Raw genomic sequence first — 17,116 nt, 5'->3', positions numbered from 1 at the left:
ACTTTTCGAAAATATCTATGAATTCCTTCAGCCTGCCTGCTTTGGAATACGCTATAGCAAGATATTCATAATAGTAGTCCAACTCGTATATATCCTTAGATAGCGTCTTTCTTAACTCAACTGCATTTTTGTGATTTTCTATGGCTTCTTGCCATTGTCCGAGATTCGTATAAGTTAATCCCATATTACATAAATAGATTGGCCTGGTTGGATCAAGTTCTATCGCTTTCTCATAATATGGAATCGCCTCTTGTTCTTTATAAGAATTGGCAAGTAGATTACCAATACGGTTGTAAACGATTGCCTTCTTATCAGGGTTATCATTTAAGTCACCTGACTTTTCGAAAATTTCTATGAATTCATTCAGTCTGCCTGCTTTGAAATATGCTTCTGAAAGAAAATCATAGTAGTAATCCAATCCGTAGAAATCGTCAGGAGATTTTCTATATAATTCAATTGCTTGTTTGTAGTATTTTATCGCTTCATCCAATTGCTCCAGAGTCATATAAGTAAGTCCCAGGTTACAGAGATAGATTGGTCTATGCGGGTCAAACTTTATCGCTTTTATGTAATATGGAATAGCCTCTTGTTCTTTATTAGAATTAGCAAATAGATTACCTATACGGTTGTAAACGATTGCCTTCTTATCAGGGTTATCATTTAAGTCACCTGACTTTTCGAAAATTTCTATGAATTCATTCAGTCTGCCTGCTTTGGAATATGCTTCTGAAAGAAATTCATAATAGTAATCCAACTCATTTTGGTCTTCCGGATCATCATAATACTTCTTTTTTAAATCAACCGCATTTTTATAGCAGTCTATCGCTTCATCCCATTGTTCAAGATTCGCATAAGATTGTCCCAAATCAATGCAATAAACGGCTTTGTCATTATTAAGCTCGACAGCTCTTTTCAATAACTCATTAGATCGCTGTATATTTTTCAAATCAGACATCACTTTGTATATTTTATAAATTAGCAATCACTTTTCCAATTCTATTATATACATATGCCATCTCCTTGTTCATCTCCTCTTTCATCTCCTCTTTATCAATCGGAACAGTATAACTTTCGAATATTCCAAGGTATCTCTCCAATTTTTCTAAATTAAAAGTATTTAAATGTTCATCCGAGACAAGTTTTAACAATTCCGGATATTTTCCCAGTTGAATTGCCATTTCCAAATAATTATAATATGAATTTGAATCAATCTTATCCTTGGCCAGGCTTAATGTGTAAAAATTTGTTGGATCTTTTTTCAGTAAATATTCTAAGAAGGATTCTATTATTTTATTACAATTGTCTTTTTCAAATTTAGGACTTTCAGGAGATCTATTTAAGAGCTCTTTTTTACATAAATAAACTGTAAAGTCTTCAGGGAAATAAGTAGATAAAAGAATATCAAAAAGTTTCTTTTGAATGATATCCTCCTGTTTTTTATCCTTATTATCCTTATCTATATCCACATAAGTATAATAATAAAATTTGCAGTATATTTGTAAGGCTCGAACGTCATCTTCATCTAGCTTGATCCAGCTTATTTTGTTATTGATTAAATTTGTAAGTTTAATATTACCTCCAGATTTCTGTTTAGACCCATATAATAAAAATAATTCATATAATGAAACCAATTTAGTAGGTTCTAAAATGTTTGTTATTTTTGGATTCAGTTTAACTTTTTTATTCTCTAGATTACTTTTACTATTCTCTAATTCAGATATCCTTGTTTCTATTTTTTTAGATTCCGAATCATAATCTTTAATAGTAGGATGATCTTTTTGTGGTTGATTCATGGACGGGTTCGATTCGTCTTGGATTTTGCTTGCAAGAGGCTGAGGCGATTTTATTGCATCTGGTTTAATTTCTCCTTTTGTAATAATTTTTATTTGACTTATATCAGACAAAGAGGTTTTCATTTTTTTTTCTATTATTGTTTCTTTTTCTGCTACTTTGTTTTTCAGCTCATTTAATACTAATTGTATTTCTTTATTAATTTTTAAAAGATTAAACTCAACTAATGAAGTTAAAGCCTCAAACCATGTTGGATTATTCTTTATGACATCATCTAGCATATTAATTGAATCCTCACTTTTATTCAACTCAATTAAGGCTAATGATTCATTATACTTAGCGACATAATTATCCGGAAAGCTTTCAATAGATTTGGCATATAAATCAACTACTTTATTCAGAAAACCACGACCTCCATATCTTCTATAATAATTATAATATGCGTTTCCATAATCATTTAGGATGTAACTATTTATGGCATCTGATATTTTTTTTGATACATCTTCAAGATTATAATAAACGTTTAATTTAGAATCCTCAAAATATAAATATAGGGTATCGGAAATACTATGGATGGTCCATTTTTTTGAAATCTTATCAGTAGTAATTGTTACCTTTTTGTAAGATAAGTTAATTTCGATTTTTTTTAATGCTTTTTTTAGTTCATCAGATACCTCATTTTTATCAAGTTGTTCTTTGAATTTTCCTTCAATAGTCCCTACCAGAAATTTCTTGAAGTTTAAATAATTATTATATGTATTATAGTAGTCTTCATATCTTATGAGGAGTCCTGGAGACATATAATCATAAAAGGAACATGGCATCCATGGGTTATTGCCAATTGAGTATGAGCCAACATTAGGATTAATTGCAAATGCCTGATTAAATAAATCATAACATTCGTTTAATCTTCCCTGCTCAGCAAAAATGCGAGCACGACCATAAATAAGTTGCCCAATAAATGTTTCACTTACTATTGCCTTTATTTCATATCCTTCTTCAAATTTCCGTCTTGCTTCATCCAATTCATGTAGCAACCAATATATATAACCTTGCGCTGCTATAGCGGCAATATTACCGGGATTGATTCTGAGTACTTTGTCATATTCATCCAGGACGCTACGTGCCCTGTTAAATTTAATTTCATCATTCATGCGAAATTTCATTTCCATCCTGAATGCCAAATCATATTGAGCAATCTGAAAAGACGGAGCTATTTCAATAGCCTTTTGTAATAAAAGGATAGCTCTATCAATATTTGGTTCAACATAAGCCTGGGCAAGAATATATAACGGATCGGTGTTGATTAAATCGGGAGCTATTGCTTTAGCTTTGTCTAACCATTCTTTTGCTGACATGAATGCATTTAATAATGAATCTGTTAAAGAATATACTACATAAGCATTAAACAGAATTTTTCGGGTTTCATCAAAGAGTGGCCGTGATGGTCTGAATAAAATCTGTCTGAAAAATGAGTCTTCAGGATAAGTTAAAAAAGCCAGAATTGAATAAGTCCTTTTGTTATTCTTATATTCTGAAATTTCAGAATTATTGCTAATATTATAATGAAAATATTCTAAATCACTAATTATATCTTTCAGGTTCTGGCGGATTTCGAAAATAGGATTTCTTTTCCTCCCCGAAAGAGTAGCAATTCTGTACTTATAGACCAGACATTTTGCATGTCCTGTATAAATTCTTGCATATTGAAACAAATAACGAATAAATACCATTCTAAGTAAAGGCATTTTAATAAATATACTCGTTAATCCTTTAATTAAAGTTAAATTTAGAATTCTTATAGACTCATTATATAAATAAATGGCACTTTCGAATGCATTTATTGTGTTGGATTTTGCCATGTCCCTGGCCTCATGATATAATGCATTTGCCTTCAGATACCTCGTGGGGAAAAGTTCAATTTTATCCTTTATATCTTTCTCAATCCGCGCATATATTTCCGTTGTTACTCTTGAATATAATCGTTCTACCAGTTGATTGTATTCATTTGTGTCAAGTATATCAGGTGTTTCGTCTTTTGATAGTGAGAACCTTATTGATTGTGCTAAAGTCGCGGGTGAATCCAGTGGGCCTATACGAACATAAGGCATTACATGAATTATCCATTCATCATTTTCTTTATCCTCACGAATTGCATAGTTACCAAATACATCTATATGAGACGATTGTCTTTTATCAATAATTGAAGCATTTCTATTATACTCTTTTTTGTCCGGTTCTTCAGTAATTTCAATTGGAATAATTAAAAATCTTTTAATTCTTTGATTAATCAGTTCAGTAAGATCATGGTGTAATAGAAGAAGACGATCCTGGTTTTTTAAGGAAAATCGAGATTCTGTGGGCTTATCAGTTGATTCAGGAATCTTTCCAACTTGTTGAAAAGGTTTTACAGTTAATGTGTAACGAAAGGGTTCTTTTGTTTCTTTTAGTAAAATACTTGTACGTCGCAGAAGTAAATATATTAAAATGCAAGTAATAAATATGCATAAAGGTAAGAACGTTTTTATATCCCTGAAATATGAAGAAAATTCTTTATCAGATATAGAATCAAATATTCGCTTATAAAATGGCCACAAAATAATAGAAAATTGAACTAAAGCAGAAAGTATTGCTATCCATCCGGCCACTTTTCCGTTGGCTTTTCTTGATAACAATACAGATTCAATATCTTTTAGTTTAGTAATCTGCTCTTTTGACGGAAATATGTTTCCTATCTCCATGATTAATCCTGAATTTGTGAAAAATTAATTTATATGCTTTAAACAAAGAATTTTTTTAGTTTTTCTTACCTTATTTAATACAAATATATATAATTTAGAATATTAAGTCAAGTACTTTTAAAATTGCACATTTTTGTCAACAAAAAATTTGACCATATATAGAGATATACACAAATATGCTAAATAGAAAACATGATAAGGTTTTATAATGAAGAATATCAATTGGTCACTGTAGATGAGTTTTGTAACTAAATGGGTTTAGATTCTGATTCTGTGAAACAGCTTTTAAAAAATTAGCACCCAAACTCATTTTAAAACTTTACCCTAATCTATTATTTATTTATTGGTTAGATACCTATTATGGAGTATTAAAGCAACTAAATAGCCTTTCTCAAATGTTGAGGTAGTGAAACAGGCTGTAGTAGCGCTACAGGTACAATGTCCTAAATCATAGATTTGCTTAAAACTCTCCATTAATTGGTTCGATAATCGTACTGTAGGGATCACTTGAAGGGATCATCCATATCGGATGATCTCTTTTTTCCTCCTAATTATTATACTGAAAAGTTAACGAGACTATAAGACCTATTGAATCTGTCTTATTCTGCAATTTGATTTCAGTTCCATGTAAATCCATGATCCGTTTACAAAGATGCAGCCCTAATCCATATCCTCCTGTATTTCTTGAACGGGATTGGTCGACCCTGTAAAATGGCTCAAAGACATAAGGTAATTTATCATCGGGTATTCCTTGGCCAAAATCTTCAATTTGAATTGTTATATCTTGGTTGTGGCGAATAACACTGATTTCAACAAGCTTGGTTGTATTTGAAGAATATTTTAGTGAATTGTCAATAAGGTTACGAAGAACTGTTATAATTAGCGATTCATCAATATTGATGGTTAAGTCGGTGACAACAGGGAATAGAACGATTCGGTTTCTTTCGCGGTAAAAGTTATCCATTAGCTTTTGTAGGAGATCTGCCACTTTGATTGGCGCAAGGTTAGGGGTAATTGCTCCATTCTTAAGTCGTTCTGACTCGAGCATTTCCGTAATCATTATTTCCATCTCCTTAAGATCCCCAGCAAGTGATTCTTTCTCTTTACTTTCGGGCATCATCTCGAGAGCTAATTTTGCTCGGGTAATGGGTGTCCGCAATTCATGGCTTACATCAAGTAATAGTTGATCACGAGCAAGCATCATCTTCTTCAAGTCGAATGTCATTTGATTGAAAGCAATTGCAAGTTTTCCTAGTTCATCGTTGCTATTAATCTGTATAGTTTGATCAAGATTGCCTTTGCCAACCTCTTCAACAGCCTTGTATAGTAAGTAAAGGGGCTTTAATATTTTTCTAATGATAAACGATGCTACAATGGAGCCAGCAATTATTAATATAATTACTGTAATCAGTAAATGTAAATGAGCATACACTGGATTTGGTTGCCCCTCAACTAGCCCCCAAAAGGCGAGTACAACAAAGATGACGCTGATTGTAAAGATCAGGATTACACCAAAGATCTTAAATAAGATCGACATTCTTTTTTGTTCGAGTAGTTTATTCTTCATATCCAATAAACATATATCCGGTCCCCCAGATGGTTTTAATAAAACGAGGAGTTTTGGGGTCATCTTTAAGTTTCTGACGCAGACGACTAACAGCAACATCTACCGATCTATCAAATGCCGACCAATCAATTCCTCGTAAACTATCCATAATTTGATCCCTTGTGATAATACGTCCACGTTTTTCAACTAGCAGGAGAAGCAATTGGAATTCCATAGTTGTTATATCAATTGTTTCTCCATCGACTATTGCCATCTGTTTTTCAGGGATTATTTCCAAATGATCGAACTTAATAGAACCAGAGGATTTAATTTGAGTTGAAACCCTGCGCATAATGGTTTGGATACGTGCAACTAATTCTCTGGGTTCAAAAGGTTTTGGGAGGTAGTCATCGGCTCCAAGTTCAAGCCCAACAATACGATCGGTAACATCACCCCTAGCTGTAAGCATAATTATAGGAACAGATAGCTCTTTACGCACCTCGCGGCATACCGTAAAACCATCCATATCGGGTAGCATTATATCCAAAATTATCAAGTCAGGTATATACTGTTTGATCTTCTGTAGACCTAACGTAGGATGCGTGCAGGATACCACATCATAACCAAAGCCAACAAGATAGTTTTGCAGCAATCTGTTCATTTTTTCGTCATCGTCAATAATCAAGATTTTCTGCTTGGTCATAATTTAATAATTTGAAAATGTAATGATTTGAAAATTTGAAGATGAAAAAGTGAATTTACGAATTCATATCCATTTCTCATAAAGAAATTTAAAAATGTAGCGGCTTGAAAATTCGATAATGGATTTTCGCATAATGCAATTTTCAAATCTTCAAATTAATTCATCTTCAAATTTGCTATTCTTTTTGTAAGGCTGTAATAGGATCAGCTTTTGAAGCCTTCTGAGCTGGAATAACACCAAAAACCAAGCCTATGATAAGCGAAAACAAAATTGATATTAGCACTGATATCGGTGAAATGGAGATATGCCACTGCGATGTAAATTTTATAACCTCTGAAACAATAAAACCTATGGTGAATCCGGTTAATCCACCTGCAAAACCTAAAATTGATGATTCTATTAGAAATTGCCAAACAATATCGCGTCGTTTAGCTCCTACCGACAAACGCAAACCGATTTCGGAGTTTCTTTCCCTTACCGAAAGCAGCATTACAGCCAAAATACCAATTCCTCCAACCAAAAGAGCAATTGCCGATACTCCAACTATGAGCCAGGTAAAGGATTGTGCAGAGCTTTCGCTCGCTTGAATGTCGGTCAGTTGATTATCGATAGTAAAGTCGTTTTCTTTATTTCTTACTTCAAGTCTATGATAATCGCGTAAAGCAGAAATAATCTCATCTTCGGCTTCTATCATCTTCAACTGGCTGGATACTTCTACAAAAATGCGATTTAGATAATTCACATTATAAATCCTCCTCATTGCAGTATTTATGGGGATTAACACCTGGGCATCCAGATTCGAACCACTGACAGTAGTCCCTTTGCTCTTTAAAACTCCAATAATTGTAAAAGGAACTTTACCAACTAATAACGTTTTTCCGATCGGATCTTCTTTCTCAAAAAGAGTTTGACTGATTTGACCACCTAATACAGCTACGCGCATGTAACGTTTATCATCCATTTGTGAAAACAGTTCACCTTTTTCTAAGCTAAAGTTTTTAATCCTGAAGTAAGAAGGTGAAACTCCACTCACCATACCTGATGTGACTGTATTACCATATTTAACTTTTAAAGTTCCCTCCAAGGAGGGAACTACTTCTTTCGCCGATGGGCATCTACTTAGGATAACCTCGCACTCCTTCATCTTTAATGTGGTCACTAAATCAGTATTCTGCCTGCGTTGCATCACGTTCTTGACTTTTCCTGCATTAACCGTAATAAGGTTAGTACCCAACTGTCCCAATTGATTCAATGTTTCTTTCTTAGCTCCATCACCAATAGCAACCATAGTTATTACAGAGGCAATACCAATGGAAAGCCCTATGATGGCGAAAAAAGATTTGCCTCTGTTAATAAGCAGCTGCCTAAATGATATTTTTATGGTTTTAATGATTGTCATCTTACCTCAACGCTTCAATTGGATTGTATTTTGCTGCTTTTCTTGCTGGGATTATGCCAGCAATAATTCCAACTATTACTGGCAAAAGGACTCCAAAAACAGGAATTTGCCAGGGAATAAAGAATGATAACTTAATAATTGAACAGAATACTTTGAAACATACCAAACCAATCGTTATTCCAATAATACCGCCGAGCAGCGAAGTAATTGAGACTTCTATCAGGAATTGAGAAATAACGTCTTTGGATCGTGCTCCCACTGCCTTGCGCAGACCTATTTCACTGATTCGTTCGTTTACCGACATGAGCATTAGAACAACAATGACAATACCTGCGGCAAACAAAGCAATTAAAGATATTAAGGGTAGAAAAACATTAAAAACCTTTGTCATCTCTTTGATTTTTTCTTTTACAAATGTTGGGGTAAGGATGAGAAAATCACTCTCTCCATTGGTAATGTGATGCCTTTCATTCAATACCGCAGTGATTCCAGAAACGGCCTCATCCATACGATTTTCGTCTGAAAGGACAATTTTTGCCATCGCTATATAGTCAACATTCATAAGGCGTTTCATCATGGTTGTAATAGGAACAATTACATCCAGATCCATATCGTTACCGTGAGGATCAATACCTTTAGGTTCGAGAACCCCTTTAACCGTAAATGGCACATCACCAATCCTGATCTGAGCACCAATAGGATCTGATGTCCCAAAAAGTGTCTCCGCAATTTTTGTTCCGATAAGTGCCACCCGTGAAGCATTCAATTCTTCGGCATCATCAAAATATTCGCCTTTTATCACTCCACGGTTCCATACAATCTGCCCGCTTGTTGAACTTCCTCTTACTGATGTTGAAATATTTTTATTCCCTGCAATGATTTCGCTCTTAGGCAGAAACTGTACCGGGGCATACATGCTTACCAATGGTACTTCTGATGCAATTGCTTTAAGGTCATCTATAGTTAATGTTGAAACTAAATTATTTTCAGTTGGTTTTCCTTCAAGTTTTATTTTCATTGCGGTAATAAGAAGATCGCTGGAACCAAGATATTTCTTTACTCTTTCAGTGATTTGCTTCTGAAAGCCTTGACCAATAGTAAATGTTATGCTTAGCGAAGCAACTCCAATTATTATTCCAAGTACCATAAAAAATGTACGCATCTTGTTTCTTTTTAATATGCGTAAACTGCTCTTCAAAGTTTCTTTTTTGTTCATGGTTTATATTTTAAAAAGATTTTTATCAATTTTCGTTAACAATGCCATCGTGAATTTGAATTGTTCGTTTGGCGTAAGCTGCTACTGATAAGTCGTGAGTTATAAGCACAATCGTTTTGCCAGCTTCATTCAATACCTGAAAAATTCTCATTATTTCCTGACCTGAGGCAGAGTCAAGGTTACCAGTTGGTTCATCGGCAAAGATTATATCCGGTTCATTTACAAGGGCACGAGCAATGGCAACTCGTTGCTGCTGACCTCCCGATAGCTCGTTGGCACGATGAGTTGCCCTATCAATCAAACCTACTTGTTTGAGTGCATTCATTGCTAGTCCATTTATATTTTTCCGATCAGAATAGAGCAATGGTAGTTCTACATTTTCCAATGCTGTAGTTTTAGGTAGAAGGTGAAATTTCTGAAAAACAAAACCGATCTTTTTATTTCGGATAGAAGCCAATTCATCCTCGCTGAGAGTATTAATTTCCCTGTTTTCGAAATAATATTCTCCAGAGGTTGGTCTATCGAGCATGCCTAGGATATTCATCATACTTGATTTACCTGACCCTGATGGACCAACGATGGCAACAAACTCACCCTGTTTTATAACCAGATTTGTTTCCTTCAGCGCTTGCACTGGTTTTTGTCCATTATTACTGAACTTCTTACTTACATTTTTTAGTTGAATCATAGCTGTTGGTTTTTATTTTTGAATAATTCTTCACTGTTTATTATTACCTGATCATTTTCCTTCAGACCTTCCATAACTTCCGTTATTTGAGGTCCTTTGATACCCGTTTTAATTTTTCTCTGTATTGGATTTCCGTTCTCGAGGATATAGACCACAGTTTCTGCATTTTTCCGTTTAATTGCATTGTTCGGGATACTCAAAACATTGTCCATACCACTTGTTTGAATCGTAACCGATGCCGTCATCTCTGGCCGTAGGATTTTGCCCATGTTATCAGATATTTCGATGATTACAATGTAGTTAACCACATTATCGCGAATCTCTGCCTTGGGATAAATGGCAGACACAGTACCTTCAAATCTGTTTCCGGTATAGGTGTCGAGAGTGAAACTCGTTTTTTGTCCAATTTCTATCTTACCAATATCTGTTTCGTCAACGTATGCCCACACTTCAATGCGTGAAAGGTCAATAATTGTTACAAACGTAGGAGCAGAAAAAGAGGCAGAGACTGTTTCTCCTTCCTGTGTGGATACTGAACCAATGACCCCAGAGATAGGTGCTACTATTTGGGTAAATCCGAGTTCTGTTAAAGCATAATCAACCGAAGCCTGTACGCTAGCAACTCGTGAGAGAGCCATGTCATATTCTTTCACCAAATTGTCATACGATTGAATGGAAGAAAAATCTTTTTCAACCAAAGATTTAGCCCTGCCCATCTCGATTTTAGCATATTTCAAAACAGTTTGAGCATTGTCCAGATTTGCCATTTCCAATCGATATCGTGCCGATAGTTCAGAATCATCAAGATTGGCCAGTAAATCTCCTTTACGTACTTCATCTCCGATTTTTACATGAAGCCTTTTTACAATGCCTGAAGCCCTTGATCCTACGCGGACTTCTGCACCAACTTTAGGCTTAATGATACCCGTTGCAATTATCGATGTGCATATGGTTTTTCGCTGTACGGCAACGGTTTGAAAAGTTGTGCTTTCGGTAGTGTTCGAGCATGATGCCATAACTACAGCCATGCCTAGTACAACTAAAGATTTAATTAAGTAATTCATATTATTTCTTGTTTTCACGAGATTATAATTATGTTAAACGATTGTTTAATAGCGAGATGTAAGACAAATGGTAAGGCTAGTAACCTACAATCGTGGAACACCCATATTTTGTTTATCTCATTTTTTGTTAAACTATAACATGGGTGTTTCATTAGTATTTCCAATTAAGCGTTCGAGATTTGCCATAGCAATTTGAAAAGTGGTCATGGCCTGAATATTTTTTTGTTTGGCTGAAAGATCTTTTACTCTAGCATCTGTCAGCTCTAACATTGAACCTGTTCCAACATTGAACTGACTTTTGGCTATTTCAAGATTTTCCGAGGTAGTTTTCATTAATTTGTTGGTAAGGACAATTTGATTTTCTGCTTCCTTTATGCTGATTAAGCAGTTGCTTACCTCCTTTATTAAAAAGGTCTTTATTTCATCAGCCTGATTTTCATAGCTGATTCTTCTTATCTTTTCCGATTGTAACCTATAGCGTTTTTCATTACCATTGAATATATTCCATCGAAGGGCTACTACTGAATACCAACTATTTTGCTTTTGAACGATAGGATTGTAGCTCCAATTGTAACCTGCACTGACTCCTATTCGTGGATAGAATTCTGCTTTTGTCTCTTGAATCTTTGCCTGTTGCATTAATCCAAGGTTGTTAATCATCTGCAATTCGGGGTAATTTTTAAATGCAATTGCAAAAAGGCTATCGGATTGTTTGTTGTATGTTTCAAGGTTGCCAACTTGCCATGTATCTACTAGTAGAGACTGATTATTATCAGAAAGACCCGTAAGCATGGATAGTTCGTTCTGCGATTGCTTTAGCGAGTTCCGGTATGAGTCTCTTTCAAATTCAGCTTCAGCAAGATCGCTTTCTGCTTTCAGAATATCCGATTTCCTTCCAACTCCAATTTTATAACGCTCTCTAGCATACTCTAAGAATAATTCAGCCTTCGATACATTATCCTGAGCAACTAAGTACAATTGATTCTGCTGTAAACAGGTAAAATATATTTTCTTAACCGAAACGATTAGTTCCTGTTTGCGAGCTTCAAGTGAAGCGATAGAAGCGTCTTTAGTAAAACGGGTCTGTTCTATGACAGATTTAACTTTTCCCTTTTGCCAGATTAACTGATCTATTGTCAGTTTAGCAGTACCGATCTTATAATCATTTCCCAATCGGTATTGATCTGATATTCCTCCAGAACCTTCGATTGAAACAGTTGGATACAAACCGGACTGCGCCATTTTAATACCCAAAGCGGAGATGCTTGCATCGTTTTCTGACTCCTTGATACTTGGATTATTGATTAAAGCAGCATCAATGCATTGACTTAGTGCGACATTAGTTGACTCTATTTGAGCCATTGTTTGCCAAGAGATGTGAACGTAAAATACGATTAGAATGTAAATTGTTTTTTTCATTGTAGAATGCCATATTTGATTCGCAAGCAAAATAACGATGCATTTGTAAGGCACTTTTTTCAGGTTTGTAACAAATTGTTACCGAATTCTTGGGCTTGATAAATCCAGACCAAGCCAAGAACGCAAACATTCAGAAATTGCAATAAACAGTTATTGTTTATGCTATATACTTGATATTTTTCTTAAATTAGTAATATTATGGGTCTGGAGGTCTTCTAGGCTAAAAACAACTTAAATCAACATAACGAGTGGAATATTCTTTAAATCATAGATTTGCTAGAAAATTCTCCATTAATAGATGGGATAATCGTAACGTAAGTTATTTAGAAAAGATTCTCAAAGCGGTCATATTCAAGTCAAATATGATAAACTTCACAATCATTTATTCAAATCTACAAAATAACAAAAGCCTCGATTACTCGAGGCTTTCGTACCCGGGGCGGGACTTGAACCCGCACAGCCGCAATGGCCACAGGATTTTAAGTCCTGCGTGTCTACCAGTTCCACCACCCGGGCAATAAATCTTAGAACTTTAAAGTTAAAAGTTCAAAGCTTATGTAAACTTTGAACTTTATGCTTTTGGAGCAGAAGACGAGACTCGAACTCGCGACCCTAACCTTGGCAAGGTTATGCTCTACCAACTGAGCTACTTCTGCATTGTTTTTTGGTGATGCAAAAATATAGCATTTATTAACATCTCCAAAAAAAAAATACACTTTTTATGTTCAATTGATTAAAACGCTTAAATATAGCACGTTACTTAATCTTTTGAAATATATTTAGAGCTAATCCTCACTATTTAGGCTTAAAGAACAATATTTCCATGCTTCCGATGTGGAGGTTGTTGGGTTTTATTCCTTGTCATCTCCAAGGCTTGAATTATTTTAAACCGGGTTTGTTTGGGGTAAATAACCTCATCGATATATCCAAGTTCAGCAGCTTTATATGGATTTGCAAGGGTCTCGCGGTATTCCTCAATTTTTTCTAAACGTTCCTCTTCATTTGAGATTTTGTTTCTAAAAATAATATTCACGGCTCCCTCCGGTCCCATTACTGCAATTTCGGCTGTTGGGTAGGCAAAATTTACATCAGCACCAATATGTTTACTAGCCATCACACAATAGGCTCCACCATATGCTTTACGAGTAATTACAGTTATTAAAGGAACTGTTGCTTCTGAAAATGCGTAAAGTAATTTTGCTCCATGTTTAATTATGCCGTTTGTTTCCTGAGTTAATCCGGGGAGAAATCCGGGAACATCAACAAAAGTAATTATTGGAATATTGAAGGCATCGCAAAATCTAACAAATCGGGCAGCTTTAATTGAAGAGTCAATATCAAGAACTCCTGCCAAATGTATTGGTTGATTAGCAACGATTCCAACCGACTGCCCTGCCATACGACCAAAACCTATTACAATATTTTTAGCATAATGTGGTTGAACCTCCAGAAAATTTTTATCGTCGAGAATAGTTTCAATTAGATCTTTGATATCATAAGGCTTATTTGGATCTAATGGGACAAGCGTTTGCAAACTCTCATCCTGTCTGTGGGTATCATCAGTTGTGGGAACAAGAGGTGCCTCCTCCATGTTGTTGGATGGTAAAAATCCCAACAATTCACGAACAAGCATGGCTGCTTGCTCATCGTTCTCTGCAACAAAATGAGCAACACCACTCCTAGAATTATGAGTAATTGCACCCCCAAGCTCTTCCTTTGTAACATCTTCGTGAGTTACTGTTTTAATTACATCCGGACCAGTTACAAACATATAACTTGTATCCTTAACCATAATAATAAAATCAGTCAAAGCAGGTGAATAAACTGCTCCTCCTGCACAAGGACCCATAATACATGAGATTTGAGGAACTACTCCTGAACTCTTAACATTATTGTGAAAAATCTCGGCATAACCTGCAAGGCTTTGCACGCCTTCCTGAATACGAGCACCACCAGAATCATTAAGTCCTATTAAGGGTGCACCCATTTTAAGCGCCAATTGCTGAACCTTTACTATCTTATCGGCATTTGCCCTACTTAAGGTTCCCCCAAAAACGGTAAAATCAAATGCGAATATATACACTAAACGACCCTCTACTTTTCCATAACCTGAAATAACACCATCGCCAGGAGTTTTAGTTTTATCCATACCAAACTCATTAGAGCGATGTGTAACAAGCATATCAAATTCGTTAAAAGATCCTTTATCTAGGAATTCAATTATTCGCTCACGGGCAGTTTGCTTACCTGCTTCATGCTGTTTTTGTATACGCTCAGAACCGCCACCCAGTGTGGCTTCTTTTATTTTTTGCTCAAACTGGTTAAATTTTTCTTCTAAAGTCTTCATAAATAATAAGCTAATTATTCGATTTCAACAAGGGGTTGGTGACCATTAATAGTCTCACCTTCTGTAACATATATTCTTTTAACAACACCATCTAAAGGTGATTTATATTCGCTTTCCATTTTCATGGCGGATATTACAATAAGCGTGGTTCCCTTCTCAACTTGATCACCCTCACTAACAGGAATTCGAACAACCTTCCCAGGCATTGGTGTTGATATGATTTTATCTCCACTATGTAATCCATCCTTATTCCTATTCTGCTGGTAACGACTCTGAGCATCAATAATGTTGAGTTCATGAGATGAGTAGTACGTATTTACAAAATAATTTTTAGGACTACTGCCCTGAATCATCTCTATGTTATAGGATTTTCCTTCATGAATTATAGAGTATACACCATTTTCAACCATGATGATATCTACTTCATAAATTTTTTCATCGATTTGAATGGTCGCTTTTGATCCTTCCTTTTTAATCATACGAACATGTGCATCGCGATCGCCGATTTTAATATCAAGTGCCATACTGCTTTTTATAGTGTTTCGAAATTGAGCTGGATCATTAAGTTTCTTATCTCTTTTTTTCCAATGTTCCATTAATAGTAATTATTAATCAAAATATTTATTATTTGTAAGTATTCCCTAATACCAAAATCAGATTAATGGTACTAAATTCTTTGTAATGATTTCATCAACCCGTACTCCTTCCATTTCTCGTTCTTTTTAGCAGTTATCACAAAGTCGTTCATCCCAATTTTTTCGAGTTTGGTAGTGTAGTCGATATAAGCTCCAATTAGAGCCATATCAGTGGTGGTTGGGTGTGGATCTGAATGAATATCAAGTAATTCATCCATGTGCTTTTCTATAAAATGAGTATCATAGTTACCATCATTAAAATCTTTATTATCCATTATCTTTTCGAGGAATTTAATAGATGTTTTAACTCCTGTAATCTTATACTCAAAAAGTGCTCGTTTCATTCGTTCTATTGCCTCTGGTCTTGTTCTGCCCCAAGTAATAATCTTTGTGATCATTGGGTCATAATGCATAGGGATTTCATAACCCTCGTAAACATAACCATCAGTCCTTACCCCTAAACCATTTGGCTCGCTAATATGCCTGATAATACCAGGACAGGGCATGAAATTATTAAAAGGATCCTCAGCAGAAATACGGCATTCTATTGCATGGCCAAATTGAACAAGTTCATCCTGATTGAAGGAAATAGGTTTTCCTGATGCTATATAGATTTGCTCTTTAACTAAATCGATGCCTGTTGTACGCTCAGTGATAGGGTGCTCAACCTGTAGCCGAGTATTCATCTCTAAAAAATAAAAATTGCGATTTGCATCAACAAGGAATTCAATGGTTCCAGCACCCTCATAGTTTACTGCTCTTGCTGCCTTAATTGCTGCTTTTCCCATTTGATCCCTGAGCTCTTTGGTAATGAATGGTGATGGGGTTTCTTCAATCATCTTTTGATGACGACGCTGAACTGAGCATTCACGCTCAAAAAGGTGTACAGTTGTTCCTTGCTTGTCGGCAAGAATTTGAAATTCAATATGATGAGGAGAATCCAAATATTTCTCTATGTAAACAGTATCATTTCCAAATGATGATAGAGCCTCCGATTGAGCCATCCGAATGGCAGATGCTAAATCCTCTTTTTTACGTACTAACCTCATCCCTTTACCACCACCACCTGCTGATGCTTTAATAATTACAGGCAGCCCTATCTCGCTAACAACTTTATTTACACTTTCAATATCTCCAACTTTTTGCTGAGTCCCCGGTACAACAGGAACACCTGCTTCAATCATTTTTAATCGTGCAGATATTTTATCTCCCATAGTTACTATCGACTCCCAAGTTGGGCCAATAAAGATTATACCTGCTGTTTTACATTTCTTGGCAAACTCAGCATTTTCTGATAAAAAACCGTACCCTGGATGAATAGCATCAGCCTCGCACTGTTTGGCTACTTCAATTATTTTATCGCCATTCAGATAACTCTCCTTTGATGGAGAAGGTCCAATATGGTAAGCTTCATCAGCATACCGTACATGCATAGCTGTTCTATCGGCATCTGAATATAAGGCTACTGACTTAATACCCAATTCACGACAAGAACGAATAATACGAACGGCTATTTCGCCCCTATTTGCAATTAGTACTTTTTTTATCATAGTTTTTGCTCATTGAA

Annotated in this window: 12 protein-coding genes and 2 tRNA genes; all 14 read right to left on the bottom strand. The window is 35.3% G+C overall.

What is annotated here, in order from left to right:
• Positions 1-955, bottom strand: a 955-nt coding sequence (locus HOO91_19685; GenBank protein NOU19784.1) for a tetratricopeptide repeat protein, incomplete at its 3' end; no start/stop codon positions are given.
• A gap of 13 nt (positions 956-968) precedes the next feature.
• Positions 969-4,532 (bottom strand): hypothetical protein, encoded by a 3,564-nt coding sequence (locus tag HOO91_19680; protein NOU19783.1) that lies wholly within the window; start codon positions 4,530-4,532, stop codon positions 969-971.
• A gap of 547 nt (positions 4,533-5,079) precedes the next feature.
• On the bottom strand, positions 5,080-6,099 hold the full coding sequence (locus HOO91_19675; GenBank protein ID NOU19782.1) for a HAMP domain-containing protein: 1,020 nt from the start codon (positions 6,097-6,099) through the stop codon (positions 5,080-5,082).
• A complete protein-coding gene (locus tag HOO91_19670; protein NOU19781.1) occupies positions 6,089-6,781 on the bottom strand; it encodes a response regulator transcription factor in 693 nt (230 codons plus the stop codon). The genes HOO91_19675 and HOO91_19670 overlap by 11 nt, the downstream gene beginning before the upstream one ends.
• Before the next feature lie 175 nt (positions 6,782-6,956).
• Complete coding sequence (locus HOO91_19665; protein NOU19780.1) at positions 6,957-8,180, bottom strand: FtsX-like permease family protein; 1,224 nt, start codon at positions 8,178-8,180, stop codon at positions 6,957-6,959.
• A gap of 1 nt (position 8,181) precedes the next feature.
• Complete coding sequence (locus tag HOO91_19660) at positions 8,182-9,396, bottom strand: FtsX-like permease family protein (protein NOU19779.1); 1,215 nt, start codon at positions 9,394-9,396, stop codon at positions 8,182-8,184.
• 25 nt (positions 9,397-9,421) lie between these two features.
• Positions 9,422-10,084 carry an ABC transporter ATP-binding protein gene (locus HOO91_19655; GenBank protein NOU19778.1) on the bottom strand — a complete coding sequence of 221 codons (663 nt, stop codon included), beginning with the start codon at positions 10,082-10,084 and terminating at the stop codon, positions 9,422-9,424.
• Positions 10,081-11,148 carry an efflux RND transporter periplasmic adaptor subunit gene (locus tag HOO91_19650; protein ID NOU19777.1) on the bottom strand — a complete coding sequence of 356 codons (1,068 nt, stop codon included), beginning with the start codon at positions 11,146-11,148 and terminating at the stop codon, positions 10,081-10,083. The genes HOO91_19655 and HOO91_19650 overlap by 4 nt, the downstream gene beginning before the upstream one ends.
• 132 nt (positions 11,149-11,280) lie before the next feature.
• Entirely contained in the window at positions 11,281-12,567 is a 1,287-nt protein-coding gene (locus HOO91_19645) for a TolC family protein (protein ID NOU19776.1), read from the bottom strand.
• A gap of 431 nt (positions 12,568-12,998) precedes the next feature.
• Positions 12,999-13,083: transfer RNA gene (locus HOO91_19640), tRNA-Leu, on the bottom strand.
• Between the two features lie 64 nt (positions 13,084-13,147).
• Positions 13,148-13,223: transfer RNA gene (locus HOO91_19635), tRNA-Gly, on the bottom strand.
• 149 nt (positions 13,224-13,372) lie between these two features.
• A complete protein-coding gene (locus HOO91_19630) occupies positions 13,373-14,914 on the bottom strand; it encodes an acyl-CoA carboxylase subunit beta (GenBank protein ID NOU19775.1) in 1,542 nt (513 codons plus the stop codon).
• Between the two features lie 14 nt (positions 14,915-14,928).
• Complete coding sequence (locus HOO91_19625) at positions 14,929-15,510, bottom strand: biotin/lipoyl-binding protein (protein ID NOU19774.1); 582 nt, start codon at positions 15,508-15,510, stop codon at positions 14,929-14,931.
• A gap of 71 nt (positions 15,511-15,581) precedes the next feature.
• Positions 15,582-17,099, bottom strand: coding sequence for an acetyl-CoA carboxylase biotin carboxylase subunit (gene accC / locus HOO91_19620; GenBank protein NOU19773.1), 1,518 nt, complete (start codon positions 17,097-17,099; stop codon positions 15,582-15,584).
• Positions 17,100-17,116 lie beyond the last annotated feature (17 nt).

It is taken from the genome of Bacteroidales bacterium (assembly GCA_013141385.1).
Classification (GTDB): Bacteria; Bacteroidota; Bacteroidia; order Bacteroidales; family Tenuifilaceae; genus UBA8529.
This window is presented reverse-complemented; position numbering and strand designations above follow the sequence as displayed.